Origin of the sequence: Faecalibacterium sp. An77 (assembly GCF_002161315.1) — a bacterium.
GTDB lineage: Bacteria > Bacillota > Clostridia > Oscillospirales > Ruminococcaceae > Faecalibacterium.
In genome coordinates, this window is sequence record NZ_NFHK01000034.1 from 11,840 (window position 1) to 28,195 (window position 16,356).

Annotated in this window: 12 protein-coding genes and 1 tRNA gene; 10 read left to right on the plus strand and 3 right to left on the minus strand. The window is 62.5% G+C overall.

Translation table 11 applies throughout. From position 1 onward, the window contains the following. The first annotated feature begins 188 nt into the window (after positions 1 to 188). The 9 genes from B5G28_RS10525 (at position 189) to B5G28_RS10570 (ending at position 9,832) form a co-directional block, all read left to right on the plus strand. Entirely contained in the window at positions 189 to 1,148 is a 960-nt protein-coding gene (locus B5G28_RS10525; protein WP_087248570.1) for a C40 family peptidase, read from the plus strand. Between the two features lie 24 nt (positions 1,149 to 1,172). After that, a complete protein-coding gene (locus B5G28_RS10530) occupies positions 1,173 to 2,162 on the plus strand; it encodes a dipeptidase (RefSeq protein WP_087248572.1) in 990 nt (329 codons plus the stop codon). Positions 2,163 to 2,247: 85 nt separating this feature from the next. Continuing rightward, positions 2,248 to 3,096: a serine hydrolase gene (locus B5G28_RS10535; protein WP_087248574.1), complete on the plus strand. Its 849-nt coding sequence runs from the start codon at positions 2,248 to 2,250 to the stop codon at positions 3,094 to 3,096. Positions 3,097 to 3,127: 31 nt separating this feature from the next. After that, positions 3,128 to 3,904 carry a TSUP family transporter gene (locus B5G28_RS10540; RefSeq protein ID WP_087248576.1) on the plus strand — a complete coding sequence of 259 codons (777 nt, stop codon included), beginning with the start codon at positions 3,128 to 3,130 and terminating at the stop codon, positions 3,902 to 3,904. Between the two features lie 1,009 nt (positions 3,905 to 4,913). Next, positions 4,914 to 5,402: a nucleoside deaminase gene (locus tag B5G28_RS10550; protein WP_087248580.1), complete on the plus strand. Its 489-nt coding sequence runs from the start codon at positions 4,914 to 4,916 to the stop codon at positions 5,400 to 5,402. A gap of 198 nt (positions 5,403 to 5,600) precedes the next feature. Then, positions 5,601 to 6,569 (plus strand): SDR family NAD(P)-dependent oxidoreductase, encoded by a 969-nt coding sequence (locus B5G28_RS10555; RefSeq protein ID WP_087248582.1) that lies wholly within the window; start codon positions 5,601 to 5,603, stop codon positions 6,567 to 6,569. Between the two features lie 44 nt (positions 6,570 to 6,613). Further along, the gene (locus tag B5G28_RS10560; RefSeq protein WP_087248584.1) at positions 6,614 to 8,005 is read left to right on the plus strand and encodes a sigma-70 family RNA polymerase sigma factor; all 1,392 of its coding nucleotides are present in this window, start codon (positions 6,614 to 6,616) and stop codon (positions 8,003 to 8,005) included. Between the two features lie 432 nt (positions 8,006 to 8,437). After that, positions 8,438 to 8,508, plus strand: a tRNA-Gln gene (locus B5G28_RS10565). A 1,090-nt stretch (positions 8,509 to 9,598) separates the two neighbouring features. Then, positions 9,599 to 9,832 carry a hypothetical protein gene (locus B5G28_RS10570; RefSeq protein ID WP_087248586.1) on the plus strand — a complete coding sequence of 78 codons (234 nt, stop codon included), beginning with the start codon at positions 9,599 to 9,601 and terminating at the stop codon, positions 9,830 to 9,832. 129 nt (positions 9,833 to 9,961) lie between these two features. Here the strand turns inward: B5G28_RS10570 and B5G28_RS10575 are convergent, their stop codons facing one another. From B5G28_RS10575 to B5G28_RS10585, 3 genes are all read right to left on the minus strand, one after another. Then, the gene (locus tag B5G28_RS10575) at positions 9,962 to 11,878 is read right to left on the minus strand and encodes an ABC transporter ATP-binding protein (protein ID WP_087248589.1); all 1,917 of its coding nucleotides are present in this window, start codon (positions 11,876 to 11,878) and stop codon (positions 9,962 to 9,964) included. Beyond that, on the minus strand, positions 11,868 to 13,631 hold the full coding sequence (locus B5G28_RS10580; protein ID WP_087248595.1) for an ABC transporter ATP-binding protein: 1,764 nt from the start codon (positions 13,629 to 13,631) through the stop codon (positions 11,868 to 11,870). Before B5G28_RS10580 ends, B5G28_RS10575 begins: the two co-directional genes overlap by 11 nt. 119 nt (positions 13,632 to 13,750) lie before the next feature. Beyond that, positions 13,751 to 14,203: a MarR family winged helix-turn-helix transcriptional regulator gene (locus B5G28_RS10585; protein ID WP_158098207.1), complete on the minus strand. Its 453-nt coding sequence runs from the start codon at positions 14,201 to 14,203 to the stop codon at positions 13,751 to 13,753. Between the two features lie 472 nt (positions 14,204 to 14,675). On the opposite strand from B5G28_RS10585, the gene B5G28_RS10590 reads away from it, so the two are divergent. Next, positions 14,676 to 16,205, plus strand: coding sequence for a GGDEF domain-containing protein (locus B5G28_RS10590; RefSeq protein WP_087248593.1), 1,530 nt, complete (start codon positions 14,676 to 14,678; stop codon positions 16,203 to 16,205). The last annotated feature ends 151 nt before the right edge of the window (positions 16,206 to 16,356 follow it).

Below are 16,356 nucleotides of genomic sequence, written 5' to 3' on the forward strand. Positions count from 1 at the left end.
TCCTTTCTTGATGTGTCAATGGTTGATATGTCAATGATTGCGCCACAGCTTTTTCATTATAGCGCAGCGGCGGCGGATGTCAAGCGGCCCCGCCGGGGGCCCAAGAGGGGAAAGTCCGCGGTTTTGTTGCATTTTTCGCCCCGTGATGCTACAATGATAGACCGAGTGAAACAAAGGAGGGCTGCACTGTGCAATACGCGCTGTTTATCCGCCCGGCGGCCACCATTTACGACCTGCCGGAGAAAACCCGTCCGGGCGAGGACGGGCAGCTGCTGTCCGCCATCGGGGACGAGGGCTTCTACGGCCAGAGCTGCCAGGTGGTGGACCACCCGGACGGGGAGGGAATGGTCCGGGTCTGCACCTTTTACGGCTATCCCGGCTATGTGGACCGGGAAGACCTGCTGTTCCTGACCGGGGAACAGCTGCGGGCCTATCTGTCCGCGCCGTCGGTGATGGCGGCCCGGGAGACCGACCTGCTGACCTGCCCCAAAGTGGCAGGGGTCCGGCTTTTGACGGTGGGCCGGGGCAGCCGGCTCCGCCTGGCCCCCGAAGGGGAGCCGGTGGAGGGCTGGACCCGGGTTCTGCTGGCGGACGGCCGGCCCGCCTGGGCCTGGAACCAGTCTCTGGAACCCCTGGCCTGGGAGGAGGACGCCGTCTTTACCCAGCGGGAGGGCCTGCCCTTTGACGACGCTTTGGCCCAGGCTCTGGGCGTTCAGCCCGGCCAGCTGGTCCAGCGGGCGCTGGACCGGTGGCACGGCGGGAACGAAGGGGCCTTCCGCCGGGCGGTCTGCGAGACGGCCCGGAAGTATCTGGGGGCCCAGTACCGCTGGGGCGGCAAGGCCGGGGCCGGGGTGGACTGCTCGGGCCTGGTGAGCAACGTCTATATGCAGAACGGGGTCCTCATCTACCGCAACGCCAGCATCAAGCCGGGCTGGCCGGTGCGGGAGATTCCCCGCGCCGCCATGCAGCCGGGAGACACCCTGTATTTCCCCGGCCATGTGGCCCTCTATCTGGGGGAGGGGCTGTACATCCACTCCACCGGGGCGGCGGCCAGCGGCGGGGTGGTGTACAACAGCCTGGACCCGGCCAGCCCCCTCTACCGGGAGGATCTGGACCGGAAGCTCACAGCCGTGGGCACGATATTTTGAACGGTGAAAGGGGAGACGCCCACCATGAAAGTATGGGATCTGCACTGCGATACCCTCAGCGAGCTGCGCCACGCCGAAAAGGAAGGCCGGCCGGCGAATTTTGAACACAACGACCTCCACATCGACCTGACCCGGCTGGAGGCCGGGGACTATATGCTCCAGTGCCTGGCGGCCTTTGTGAACCTGGGGTCGGGGGAGGACCCTCTGGTCACCGCCCTGGAAGAAATCGACATCTTCAAGCGGATCATGGCGGCCTATCCCGACCGGATCGCCCCGGTGTACACTGCCGCCGACATCGCCCGCAACGCCGCCGCCGGAAAGATCAGCGCCCTGCTGACGGTGGAGGAGGGCGGCTGCTGCAAGGGGAGCCTGGGGGTTCTGCGGCGGCTGTATGAGCTGGGGGTCCGGATGATGACCCTCACCTGGAACTACGACAACCAGCTGGCGGCCTCCAACGTCAAGGCGGAGGGGCCCCAGCTGTGGCCCTGCCCGCCCGACGCCCACCACGGCCTCACCGACACCGGCCTGGCCTTCCTGGCCGAGATGGAGCGGCTCCGCATGATTGTGGACGTGAGCCACCTGTCCGACCGGGGGTTCTGGGACGTGGTGGAACACAGCACCCGGCCCTTTGCGGCCAGCCATTCCAACTGCCGGGCGCTGGCCCCCCACTGCCGCAACCTCACCGACGAGATGATCCGGGCCATGGCCGAACGGGGCTGCATCGCGGGTCTGAACTACTGCACCGCCTTCCTGGACGACCAGCCCGACCCGGCTCTCTGCCGCAGCACCGCCGCCCTCATCGCCAAACACGCGGCCCACTTCAAGCAGGTGGGCGGGGTGCAGATGATCGCCCTGGGCAGCGACTTTGACGGCATCGGCGGGCCGCTGGAACTGGACAGCTGCGCCAAAATGCCCCTGCTGGCCGACGCCCTGCGGAAAGAAGGCTTCACCGAGGACGAGGTGGAAGGGATCTTCTGGCGCAACGCCCGGCGGTTCTTTGAGGAAAATCTGTGACCGGAGCGCAATATCCGGGCGGAATTCTACCGGTTGGACACGGATAAAATTTACAAACTGAAAAACAGACGAGGAATGATACAAGATGGATCAGAACATGACCCTGGAAAAGCGGATTGCGGCGGAACTCTATTCCTATCATGGCCAGATGAGCGTCTTTGTGGACGACCTGCAGGGCCATACGGTGGAGATGGGGGCCGACGAACCCTTTGAGACGGCCTCCACCATCAAGGCGTATATCCTGGCGGCTTTGTACCTGCAGGCCAGCCGGGGCAAGGCCAGCCTGGAGGACACCGTCACCTACCGGCCGGAACACTTTGTGGACGGCTCGGGGATGCTGCGGGCCCTGGGAGTGGGGGCGGCCCTCAAGGTGAAGGACGCCGCCACCATGATGATTATTTGTTCGGACAACATCGCCACCAACATGATCATTGACTACCTGGGCCTGGAGGAGATCAACCGGTGCATTCAGGAGCTGGGGTTTGAGCATACGGTGCTCCACAACCCCCTCCACTTTGACCGGTACGACAAGCTGGGCACCACCACACCCCGGGATTATGCGGGCCTATTCGCCCGGGTGGCCCGCGGGACCCTGGTGAGCCGGGAGGCCAGCGCCGACATGCTGGCCATCTTCCGGTCCCAGCACTACAACACCATGCTGACCGGGAATTTCCCGCCCTACTACCTGGACTGCGAGGAGACCGGGGAGGAGGAGCTGATCTGGGTGGCCAGCAAGAGCGGCAGCATGAACGCATGCCGCAACGACGGCGGCATCGTCCACACCCCCTACGGGGAGTACGTCATCGTCCTGATGAATAAAAATTTTGACGACATCATTGAATACAACGCTCACCCCGCCATGGTATACGGTGCGAAGGTGAGCCGGATGATCCTGGACCAGGTGCTGGCCTGTGAGGGCCGGCTGTGGCTGTAAGGGAAGGTAAAAACGAGAGGGGAAACATTTTATGGGAGAAATCACGGTAAGCGGCCCCATGCTGCTTTTTCTGATCTGCATGACGGGTTTTGCGGGGATTGTGGACTCGGCGGCGGGCGGCGGCGGACTCATCAGCCTGCCGGCCTACCTGTTTGCGGGGCTGCCGGTCCACTATACTTACGGCACCAACAAGTTCAGCGCCGCCTGCGGCACCACCTTTGCCACCGGCAAGTTCCTGCGCAGCGGCGCTCTGGACGTGAAGGTGGGATTGCTGGCGGCGGCCGGCAGCTTTGTGGGCAGCGCCGCCGGCAGCCACATTGCAGTCTGGCTCAGTGACGGGGCACTGCGGCTGATGATGCTGTGCATCCTGCCGGTGGCGGCGGTCATCATCCTGACCCAGTGGAAGGCCCCCGACCGGGATTGCGGCGACTGCGCCCTGACCCGGCTGCGGGCGGTCCAGGCCCTGGCCATCGGCGTGGGCATCGGGTGTTACGACGGCCTGTTTGGCCCGGGAACCGGGACCTTTGCCATCATTGCGTTCAGCACCATCATGGGGTTTGATATGCGGCGGGCCAGCGGCAACGCCAAGGTCCTGAACCTGGCCAGCAACTACGCCAGCCTGGTGACCTATCTGGCTTCGGGGCTGGTGGTGTTCCACATCGCCATTCCCTGCGCCATCAGCGGCATTGTGGGGAACCTCATCGGGTCCCGTCTGGCCCTCAAGGGCGGCGCCAAGGTGATCCGTCCCATGATGATGGTGGTCCTGGTTCTTCTCCTTGGCCGCCTCACCATGGAAGCCGTCGCCTGACCGACTTTTCTGGAAGAAAAGTCGGCAAGTTCCTTTTTCGAGAAAAAGGAACCAAAAAGCTTTTCACTGGGTACCATGAACTCTGGCCGCTCTTTATGAGGCCCAGCCGGCGGCACACTCTGCCGCGCTCACTCGACGTCCGGGCTGTGCCCGGGTACGATGCAAAGCCCGTTTTGACCTGATTCTCTGAAAAAGAAAGTTAAAAGTTTAGAGCCCCTGTTAGGGGGCGCGGCCACAGGCCGCAGGGGTTCCGCTATTGGGCGGTTGGGTGGGTTTAGATCATAAAAGGGGATTACCTTGCAATTTCAAAGTCTGCGCCCCACAGCACCCAAAGACTCACCGAACCGCCAGCCCGCCAAGGCGGGCATGTGGGTCCAGGAGTCAGTCCTCTTGCGCTTAGCCGATTTTTGCGGCGCGCCGCGGAGGGCGCTTGCAAAAACCGGAGCGCTGCGCCAGCTTCGGCCCGGCTGTTTCGTCCACTGGACGCGCCGGGCCAAAGCTGCCCTGGTCGTTAGGGTGGGTAGGGAGTCCAGAGGCTGCGAAGCCGAGGCGCTGCCTGCGGCAGAAACAGCCGAGGCGGAGCAGGGGCAGCCGTCCAAATTTTCAAGCGGGCAGCGGCCCGCGCTGAAAATTTGGGTAACGGCAACCCGGAGGTAGGGAGGGGGAGTCGAAACCCCCTCCCTCTCCCTCTGGGCCTAGCGCAGCGATCAAAAGGTAAAAGAAAGAAGTCGTTAGCGGCAGGGCGGCAAAGCACAAAAGAACCCTCCCTCCTTTGGGTCGCAGCTGCTCCAATTTTCTGTGCCGGACGCGGTCCGCTTGAAAATTTGCATGGCGGCCCCTGCGGAGCGAACAAAGCCGAAAAGCAAGAGAGCACCTAAGGTAAACCGGCATCCTGCCGCCTTCGTCCGCAGGACATGGTGTATATGTTTGTCGCGGCGCTTGTTGTGCCAAACTGTAGATGTGGCGCATCAGCGCCGTTTTTGTATCATAAAGAAAGGAGAGGCCCCCAATGGGTGACTATGAATGGATGGGCGCTGCCCTGGAGGAAGCCAGAAAGGCGGCGGAACTGGGAGAGGTGCCGGTGGGTGCGGTGATCGTCCGCCGGGGCGAAATCGTGGCGGCGGCCCATAATACCCGGGAAACCCAGCGCAACGCCACCCATCACGCCGAACTGCTGGCCATCGACGCCGCCTGCAAGGCCCTGGGCGGCTGGCGGCTGTGGGAGTGCGAGCTGTTCGTCACCCTGGAACCCTGCCCCATGTGCGCCGGGGCCATCATCAACAGCCGGCTCCGTCGGGTGGTGTATGGCGCCGCCGATACCAAGGCCGGGTGCTGCGGGTCGGTGACCGATTTGTTCGCGCTGCCCTTCAACCATCATCCGGTGGTGGAAAAGGGCCTGCGGGCCGAGGAGGCCGGGGAACTGCTGGCCGCGTTCTTTGCCCGGCTGCGGGCCGAACGGGGCAAAAAGCCCCGCTGGACCCCGCCCGGCCGTCCCTGAAAGCCCCCGAAAAAAATATTTTCCGCCAGACACTTCCCTTTTTCGCGCCGGTGGTGTATAATATACGATGGTATTTTGCAGAAAATGCCCGCTTTTTTGCCCAAAAATGCCGCAGTGCCGGCGATTCCGGCAGGGAAAGTATTGGCGGCGCGGCGGCGGGCGGCAGGGTATCCAACGACCTTTCAGGAGAAACAGCCTATGCACGAAGACGAATTTGAGCTGACTTTTGAGCTGGAACCACCCGCACCGGCCCCGCAGCCCAAACAGGACGTGCCTGCGTCCTTTGCGCCGGAGCAGGAAAAAGCTCCCGCCGCAGAGGCTCCGGCTGCAGCCGAGCCGCCTGAACTGCCTGTGGAGGAGCCCCCTGCAGCGACTGCATCGGAGCCCCGTCCCGCACCGGCCCGGCCGGCGGCGGAACCTTCCGCCCCGCAGCCCTGCCATACCCCCGCCCGCGGGGTGTTGATCTCGGGGGGCGACCGGGGCATCGGCGCAGCGGCAGCCCGCGCCTTTTATCAGGCGGGGTATCGGGTGGCGGTGCTCTACCACACCAACACCCAGGCCGCCGCAGCCCTGGAGGCCAGCCTGCCCGGCTGCATTGCCCTCCAGTGCGACGTGGCCAGCCGTTCGGCCTGTGAGGCGGCGTTTGCCGCGGCCGCCGCGGCCCTGGGCCATGTGGACATTCTGGTCTGCAACGCCGGCATCGCCCAGCAGAAGCTCTTCACCGACATCACCCCCGACGAGTGGCAGCGTATGCTGGACGTCAACCTGACCGGTGCCTTCCACCTGTGCCAGCTGGCGCTGCCCGGGATGATCCGCCGCAAGTGGGGGCGGATTCTCACGGTGAGCAGCATGTGGGGCCAGACTGGCGGCAGCTGCGAGGTCCATTATTCGGCGGCCAAGGCCGGCCTGATCGGCCTGACCAAAGCCCTGGCCCGGGAGGAGGGGCCCAGCGGCATCACGGCCAACTGTGTGGCCCCCGGCGTCATCGACACCGATATGATGGCGTCTTTTACCGATGCGGACCGGGAGGCCCTGGCGGAAGAAACCCCGGTGGGCCGCCTGGGCAGCGCAGAGGAGGTGGCCCGGGCCCTGCTGTTCCTGGCAGGGGAAGAGGCCGGGTATATCACGGGGCAGGTGTTCGGCGTAAATGGCGGGCTGGTGATTTGAACCGTCCCGCCGCCTGACCTCTGGAGCAAAAAGGAGAGAGAAATATGGGCATGACCTTAAAAGAGATGCTGCGCAAAGGCGCCAACGAGGGGACCGTCAACGCGGACGAAGTGCGCGCACTGGCGCAGGAATGCGGCCTGGACACCGAGAGCCTGTACACCATTCTGGAGGAACGGGGGATCAAGATCCAGGAGAACGAGGCATCCCTGGACGTGGACGGCATCCTGGCAGAGGTGGAGAGCGCCGAGAACAGCGCCAACGACGACTACGACGAGCCCGAGGAGGACCGTCTGGAGGAGAATCCCGCCGACCTGAAGGCGGCGATGGATGAGCTGCTGGACGACCCCGTCAAGAATTACTTAAAGCAGATCGGCCAGATTCCGCTGTTGTCGGCGGAGCAGGAGGTGGAGCTGAGCCGCCGGATTCATGCCGGCGCCGAGGCGGCCCGCATCCTGCAGGCCGACCGCCGCAAGTACAACCGTCCCGATTACATCAAGCGCAACACCGCCCGGTTCTCGTTTGAGGAGGACGAGAACTCCCCCGACTACGAGGAGCCGGAGGAGGATCTGGACCCCGAGGACCGCAAGGATAAAGAGAACCCGGAGGAATCCGCCGAGGAGGCCGCCGAGGTGAAGGAAGCCATGGAGGCCGTCGAGGACGGCCCCCTGACCGACGAGCGCCGGGAAGAGCTGATGAAGGCCCGTCAGGACGGCCTGAACGCCCGCCGCAGCCTCAGCGAGGCCAACCTGCGTCTGGTGGTGTCCATCGCCAAGAAGCATGTGGGCCATAACCTGGCGTTCCTGGACCTGATTCAGGAGGGCAACATCGGCCTGATCAAGGCCGCCGAAAAGTTTGACTGCGCCCGCGGCTTCCGGTTCTCCACCTACGCCACCTGGTGGATTCGCCAGGCCATCACCCGCGCCATCGCGGACCAGGCCCGCACCATCCGCATCCCGGTGCACATGGTGGAGACCATCAACCGGATGCGCCAGGCCACCAGCCAGCTGGTGTACCAGAACGGCCACGAGCCCACCGCCGAGGAACTGGCCAAGGCCATGGACATGACGGTGGAGCGCGTCCGGGAGATTCAGCGGATGGCGCAGGAGCCCGCCAGCCTGGAGAGCCCGGTGGGTGAGGAGGAGGACTCCTCCCTGGGCGATTTCGTGGCCGACGAGAACGCCGAGGCCCCCGGCAAGGCCGCTGACCGCGCCATGGTGGCCCAGCAGATCAACCTGGCCCTCAAGAGCCTGACCCCCCGCGAGGAGAAGGTCATCCGCCTGCGCTTCGGCCTGGACGACGGCCGTCCCCGCACCCTGGAGGAAGTGGGCCGCGACTTTGGCGTCACCCGTGAGCGTGTCCGCCAGATCGAGGCCAAGGCCATCCGCAAGCTCCACAGCCGCAAGTGCCTGACCCTCCTCAACGGCCTCATCGAGTGATGCCGGGCCAAACGCCCCGGCCCACTTGCACAGAGTGCTCAAATATGTTATAATAACCGCCAAAGCGGTTATTGGACCGAGAAGTGCGTGCTTCGCACGGGTTGGTTTTTGTCTGCTTTGGCAGACATGGTATAATAACCGCCAAAGCGGTTATTGGACCGAGAAGTGCGTGCTCTGCACGGATTGGTTTTTGTCTGCTTTGGCAGACACGGTATAATAACCGCCAAGGCGGTTATTTGACCCAGAGGAATGTGCTTCGCACAGATTGGTTTTTGTCCGCTCTGGCGGACACGGTATAATAACCGCCAAGGCGGTTATTTGACCCAGAGGAATGTGCTTCGCACAGACTGGTTTTTGTCCGCTCCGGCGGACACGGTATAATAATTATCTGCACGGTGCGCCCCGCTTTTGGCGGACCGCCGTGCAGTCCGATGCGCCATCGCCAAGCGGTAAGGCAGGGGACTTTGACTCCCCCATCGCAGGTTCGACTCCTGCTGGCGCAACTGAAAACCCCGCATGGAGGCTTTAGAGCCTCTGTGCGGGGTTTTTGTTGTTTGGATGGGAAAAGTTATGCCCGGGAGGCAAAACCTTTCCAGGGGCCTCGTTTTCCTTTCTGCTGCACGGTGCGTCCTGCGGCCCTGCCGCGCCGCAAAAAGCCGCCCTCCCGGCTTTGTCCGGCCCCGCCTTGTCGGCCCCTGGCTGTTCCCGCAGGCTCTCCATGGCCCCGTGCCCCTGCCCGCTTCTGCGGGACCTGTAAGCAGGACGGGCCCTTGGGGTTCCCGGCGGGGCTGGTTATCGGGTCCTATCCCAAACCGGTGGAAGTCGTCTCTCTTCGCAAAAGGCGGTGTGTGCCGCCACCGGCGCACAGCGTCTTTTGCCTCTCTCTATGAGAGAGACAGGAACATGTACATGTACAGTTACAGTTACAGGGACAGTTACAGCCGGTTTTGCCGAAAACCAAAGCGGCAAATCCGGCATTTGCCGCTTTTGCCGCCCTTTGCCGACTTTTGCCGCTTTTTGCCGGAAATATCCGGCGGGAAAGCCCCTGCCCGCTCTGCCCTTGGTTTCCGGCGGGCCTCCAATGGTCCCCCGTGCCCCCGTCCGCTCCTGCGGGACCTGCAAGCAGGACGGGCCCTTGGGGTTCCCGGCCGGGCTGGTTATCGGGTTCTATCCCAAACCGGTGGAAGTCGTCTCTCTCTTCGCAAAAGGCGGTGTGTGCCGCCACCGGCGCACAGCGTCTTTTGCCTCTCTCTATGAGAGAGACAGGAACATGTACATGTACAGTTACAGTTACAGGGACAGGGACAGTTACAGGAACAGTTACAGCTTGATTTGCTACCGTTTGCTTAGCAAAAGTAGCATTTGCTTGATTTGCTTGCGTTTGCCTGGCAAATGAAGCATTTGCTTGACCGGCAGAGGCGGGCAGCCTTACCGGGGGCATCCGGGCGGACAGGAGAGAGGCCCGGCGGCGGAAAATGGGCAGAGACGGCAGCCGCAGGGGAGGAAAAAGTCCTGCCAAAGGGACCGGGCCTGTGGTACAATCAAACCGACAGAACGGGGCGGAGCGCCGCCCATGCGGAGGAGGAAGGCAGGATGAAGGACTGGGATTTCGGGTTTTACGGCAAGGGCGCCCGGGGCTACGCCCACTACAAGCAGGCGTTTGACCGGACGCAGAAATCCGGCAGGCCACAATCTGGCGGGCCGCATCCCGGCGGGCCGGGGAGCGGTCTGGGATGCCTGCTGTGCGGGTTGGGGGTGGTTCTGGCTGCGGCAGGGCTGGCGGGGTTTGCCTGGCTGCTGGATGGGCTGGGGGCGCTGCTGGGGTGACGATGCCGCCCCGGGGCAGAGCACAGGCCAGGCGGGCCCGCACACAAACGGAAAGCGGCGCTTCCCGGCCGGTGAGGCTGCGGGAAACGCCGCTTTGACTTTGGGAATATGGATGCCTGTACAGGAGAATTAGTCCAGTTCCAGAGCGCCGGTGTACAGCTGGTAGTAGGTGCCCTTGAGGGCGATCAGCTGTTCGTGGGTGCCGCGCTCGATGATCCGGCCGTGGTCCAGAACCATGATGGCGTCGGCGTTCTGGACGGTGGACAGACGGTGGGCGATGACGAAGGTGGTACGGCCGCTCATCAGGGCGTCCATGCCGCGCTGGACAATGGCCTCGGTGTGGGTGTCGATGGAGCTGGTGGCCTCGTCCATGATCATGACCGGGGGGTCCGCCACGGCGGCCCGGGCAATGGCCAGCAGCTGGCGCTGGCCCTGGGACAGGTTGGCGCCGTTGCCGGTCAGCATGGTGTTGTAGCCGTCGGGCAGGCGGCGGATGAAGTCATCCGCACCCGCCAGCTTGGCGGCGGCGATGCACTCCTCGTCGTGGGCGTCCAGGTTGCCGTAGCGGATGTTCTCCATGACGGTGCCGGTGAACAGGTTGGTGTCCTGCAGCACGATGCCCAGGGAGTGGCGCAGGTCGGCCTTCTTGATCTTGCGGATGTTGATGCCGTCGTAACGGATCTTGCCGTCCTGGATGTCGTAGAACCGGTTGATCAGGTTGGTGATGGTGGTCTTGCCGGCGCCGGTGGAGCCCACAAAGGCCACCTTCTGGCCCGGCTTGGCGTACAGGGAGATGTCGTGCAGGACGGTCTTTTCGGGCACATAGCCGAAGTCCACGTCATAGAACCGCACGTCGCCCTGCAGGCGGGTGTAGGTGATGGTGCCGTCGTGGTGGGGATGCTTCCAGGCCCAGACGTTGGTCCGCTCGGGGTATTCCTCCAGGGTGCCGTCCTCTTTCTCGCGGGCGTTCACCAGGGTGACGTAGCCCTCGTCCACCTCGGGCTCCTCGTCCAGCAGGGCAAAGATCCGGTGGGCGCCGGCCAGGCCCATGACCACCATGTTCACCTGGTTGGACACCTGGCCGATGGCGCCGGCGAACTGCTTGGTCATGTTCAGGAAGGGCACCACGATGCTGATGCTCAGGGCCATGCCCGACAGGCTCAGGTTGGGGGTGCCCCACAGCAGCAGGCTGCCGCCCACCAGGGCCACCAGAACATAGGTCACGTTGCCCATGTTGGCCAGCAGGGGCATCAGGATGTTGGCGTAGCGGTTGGCCTTTTCGCTGTTCTCGAACAGCTCGTCGTTGACCTTGTCAAAGTCGGCCTTGGCGCCGTCCTCGTGGCAGAAGACCTTGATGACCTTCTGGCCGCTCATCATCTCCTCCATGAAGCCCTCGGTCTTGGCGATGGTGATCTGCTGCTGGAGGAAGTAGCTGGAGGAGTGGCCGCTGACGTAGCGGGCGGTGAAGAACATAATGATGACGCCGAACAGCACCACCAGGGCCAGCCAGATGCTGTAGTAGATCATGATGCAGAAGACGCTCAGCAGGGTGACGCCCGAAATCATCAGCTGGGGCAGGCTCTGGCTGATGAGCTGGCGCAGGGTGTCGATATCGTTGGTGTAGAAACTCATGATATCGCCGTGGCTGTGGGTGTCGAAATAGCGGATGGGCAGGTCCTGCATGTGGTCAAACATCTTTTCGCGGAGTTTGGCCAGGGTGCCCTGGGTGATGATGGCCATCAGCTGGTTGAAGGCGAAGCTGGCGGCCAGGCTGACCACATACATGGACACCAGGATGGTCAGCAGGCGGAAGATGGTGCCCGAAGCCGAGGCCCAGTCGCCGGTGCGGTAGGTGGCCTCCACCACGGCGATGGCGTTCTGCATGAACACCGAGGGCAGCGAGCTGACGATGGCGTTGACCAGGATGCAGCACAGGGTGATGGGCAGCAGGACCGGATAGAACGAAAAGATGGTGCGGATCAGGCGGGCAGCGACGCCCTTGGGGGCGCGCTTGCCGCGCCCGGTGCTGGTGGTGTTATTCGGCATCCTTGTCACCTCCTGCCGGATTCTGCGATGCACGGTTCTGGGATGTATAGATATCGCGGTAGACCGCATTGGTCTGCATCAGTTCCTCGTGGGAGCCGATGGCGGTGATGCGGCCGCCCTCCATCATGATGATGCGGTCGGCGTCCTGGACGCTGGCCACACGCTGGGCGATGATGATCTTGGTGGTCTCGGGGATGAACTCCCGGAAGCCCTGGCGGATCAGCGCGTCGGTGCGGGTATCCACGGCGGAGGTGGAGTCGTCCAGAATTAGGATCTTGGGCTTCTTCAGCAGGGCCCGGGCGATGCACAGACGCTGCTTCTGGCCGCCCGACACGTTGGAGCCGCCCTGCTCAATCCAGGTGTCGTACTTGTCGGGGAACAGCTGGATGAATTCGTCGGCCTGGGCCAGGCGGCAGGCCTCCTCCATCTCGGCGTCGGTGGCGTTGGGGTTGCCCCAGCGCAGGTTGTCCTTGATGGTGCCCGAGAACAGGACGTTCTTCTGCAGCACCACGGCCACCTGGTTGCGCAGGGTTTCCAGGTCGTACTTGCGGACGTCCACGCCGCCCACCTTGACGCTGCCCTCGGTGACGTCGTACAGACGGGGGATCAGCTGGATCAGGCTGGACTTGGACGAGCCGGTGCCGCCCAGAATGCCGATCACCTCGCCCGACTTGATGTGCAGGTCGATGTCGGACAGGGCGAAGCGCTCGGCCTTCTTGGAATACTTGAAGCTGACGTGGTCAAAGTCGATGGAGCCGTCCTTCACCTCGGTCAGGGCGTTTTCGGGGCTGTGGAGGGTGCTCTCCTCGTCCAGCACCTCCACGATACGCTCAGCCGACTCCTGGGACATGGTGATCATGGCGAACACCATGGACAGCATCATCAGGCTCATCAGGATCTGGAAGCTGTAGGTCAGCATGGAGGACATCTGGCCCACGTTCAGGTCCAGGCCCTGGGTGGTGATGACGGTGTAGGAGCCGTAGGACATGACGAACACCATGCCCACGTAGATGCAGAACTGCATCATGGGGCCGTTCAGGGCCATGATCCGCTCGGCCTTGGTGAAGTCCTTCTGGACGTCCTCGGCGGCAGCGGCGAACTTTTTCTTCTCGTAGTCCTCACGGACGTAGCTCTTGACCACCCGCATGGCCTGGACGTTTTCCTGCACCGAGTCGTTCAGGGCGTCGTACTTGCGGAACACCCGGCGGAACAGGGGGGTGGCGGCCCGGATGACCAGCAGCAGGGCGATCAGCAGCACCGGGATGGTGAACAGGAAGAGCATGGCCAGACGGCCGCCCATCACAAAGCCCATGACGAAGGAGAACACCAGCATCAGGGGGCAGCGGATGGCCACGCGGATGATCAGCATGTAGGCCATCTGGACGTTGGTGATGTCGGTGGTCAGACGGGTGACCAGGCTGGACACCGAGAACTTGTCGATGTTTTCAAAGGAATAGTCCTGGATCTTGTAGAACATATCCTTGCGCAGGTTGCGGCCAAAGCCGGCGGAGGCGTTGGCGCAGGTGGCGCCGGCGGCGGCGCCGAAGATCAGGGACACCACCGCCATGACCAGCAGGGACACACCGTACCGCACGATGACGTCCATGGAGCAGCCGGCCTGCATCTGGTTGACCAGGTTGGCGATCACAAAGGGGATCGCACACTCCAGAATCACCTCCACCGTGACCAGCAGAGGGGTCAGGATCGAGGTTTTCTTGTACTCACGGATCGAGTGAGACAAGGTCTTGATGATGTGAGTCATTCCTCGTGGATTCCTCCTTAAAATAGTGTGGGGGACGGCGCCGCAGCGCCATCCTTTGTTCCTGTACGAACTGTTCAGAGCCGGATTGTTGCAAGCCGGATCAATGCCGGTCACGGCTCGGCGGGCGGGACGTCCTCGGCCTGTTCCAGGTTCTGGGCCATGGCGGCCGCAATCTCCTTGAACAGCTGCACCTGCCCCTCCGACAGCCCGCGGGTCAAAACCTCATCGGTCTGCCGCAGGCAGGCGCGGACCTGAGCGTCCAGCTCGGCGGCCCGCTCGGTGGGCACCAGGCTTTTCAGCCTGGCATCGGTGGAAACGCTCTCCCGCCGGATGATATCCTTCTTTTCCAGCTGCTGCAGGATGCCGGTGGCGGTGGAGCGGCTCATGCCGAACACCTGTTCGATGTCCCGCTGGAACACCGGCCCCTGCTGGCAGTGGACCAGGATGTAGTAGATGACCCGGCTTTGGATGGCGGTGATGCCAAGACCCTGGAGGGTGACGTTCAGCCTCCGTTTGACCTTGCGCGACACCAGGTTGACCAGAGCACCGCAGTCTTTTTCCAATTTGATCCCACTCCCTTTCGGGCCGGAAAAGCCCTGTTTTATAGTTCGCTTACGAACAATAGATTAGCGGCTTTTCTTAGGATTGTCAAGAATGGTCCATAGAACTTTCACCCTTTTTTCACATATACTCTTGCACAAAAATTCTCTGTTAAATTTGTCACAAATGACGGAGTCGTTCGCTCTGCAACAAAAGCCGCGTCCCCGCGCCGGAAAAGCCCCCTTCCGCCCCGTTTTTGCCCCAGCGAAAAGGCGCCGTATGCACCCCCGGGCGGCGGGCTGCATACGCTGGGAGGAAACAGGTGAAGGGGACAGGTTTTTGCCCCCGGGAAAAGTGATGTATTTTTATCCATAAAAAAAGAATGACTCTCGACAAACGGTTTTGGGGTTTGTTATAATAGGAATGGTAACTGTAATTACATAGCAGGGGGCAGGGAGGGGCTGCCGCCCATACGACAGAACAGGAGGAAACGGGATGAGCCGCTATCTGGAACCCCGGATTCGGACCCGGTTTGTGAACAAAGCGGTCCGGTTCAACTGGAACCTGATGCGTTTGCTGGGGATTTACGGGATTGTGACCCAGATCGTCAATATAGCGCGGGTGCTGCTGTGGAACCATGTGGGCCTGGGCACCCTGAACAATCGGATTTACTTTGGATTTTATGCGGCGCTGCTGGCGTTGTCGGCGGTGTTCCTGGCGGGGGGCTGGCTGATGAAGGACCGGCCGGTGGAGGAGAACTACCGGATGCAGATGGTGCTGGCCAGCCTGCTGGTGGTGTGGCAGACCCTGTTCGGGATCTACGACATCAGCCGTTCCATTTCCATCGGCAAAATCGGGACGGTGACCGCCCTGGTGGCCTTTGCGGCCCTGCCCATGGTGGAGCCGCTGTACGCGGTGGTCAACCTGGCTCTGAGCTATGGGACCCTGATGCTGTTTTTGTCCACCCTGGGGGACGCCGAGGCGGTGTTCAATTATGCGCTGGTGGCCCTGGTGAGCTTTGTGATCTACTTTGCCCGGATCGAGCATATCCGGGTGGAGCTGCTGCAGCAGAGCGAGATCGAGAGCATGAACCGGACTCTGGAGGAAAACGAGGAAAAATTCCTCCTGACCAACGAACAGTATGAGCTGCTGCTCCAGAAAGGGCGGCTCATCGCCTTTGAGTGGGATATCCGCACCGACGTGGTGCGGTTCACCCACGCCTGGAAGGAGATTTTCAACGGTCCCCAGCGGATCGAGAACATCAAGGAATACATCGAGAACGCCCCCTCCCTCAAGCGGCGCCAGAAGGACGAGATTTTCCAGTGCATGAAGAACGCCCGCCGCAGGCTGGCCTATCAGAAAAAAGACCTGTTCCTGCCGGTGAAAACCGGGGAACAGCGGTGGTTTGAGCTGCAGCTGGCCCTTCAGTGCGACGGGGACGGCAATCCGGTGCTGGGTGTGGGCCTGCTGTTCGACATCATGGACCAGAAAAGCCGGATCATCGAGCTGCAGAAAGAGCTGCTGATGGACAACTTCACCAAGACCCTCAACAAGACCGCCCTGGAGAGCTATGCGGCCCGCCGCCTCCATGAGATGGGCACGGGCGAGCGTCTGGGGATGCTGGTGCTGGACATGGACGACTTCAAGAACATCAACGACACCTATGGGCACCTGTGCGGGGACTATGTGCTGGTGCAGCTGGGCGAGCTGATGAATACCCTGGCTCCCGGCCGCACCCGCGTGGGCCGGCTGGGCGGGGATGAGTTCGGGGCCATCCTGGACCTGTCCAATGAGGCCCAGGCGGCGGAGGATTACGCCGCCCGGCTGATTCAGGAGGTCACCAACATCCGGTGGGGCAGCCAGGACCTGCCGGTGGCCTGCAGCATCGGCATTGCGGTCTGTACCGGCGGCGCCTCCTATCCGGACCTGTACGCCGCCGCCGACAAGGCCCTCTATCAGGCCAAGCGGGCGGGCAAAGGCCGCTACGCCGTGGCCCCCCTCATCGAGACCCCCGAAGAATCCTGACCCAAACAAAAAACCGCCGTTCCCCGGAGCAATGAAGTGACCCCAAAAAGTTAGACAATATTTGAAAGCAAAAATTGTTTAAGCAGCCGAAAGGGCTTGTTGTCTGTGAATAGCAGGCGGCAAGCCCTTTAGTTTTGTCTTAATTCTGCGG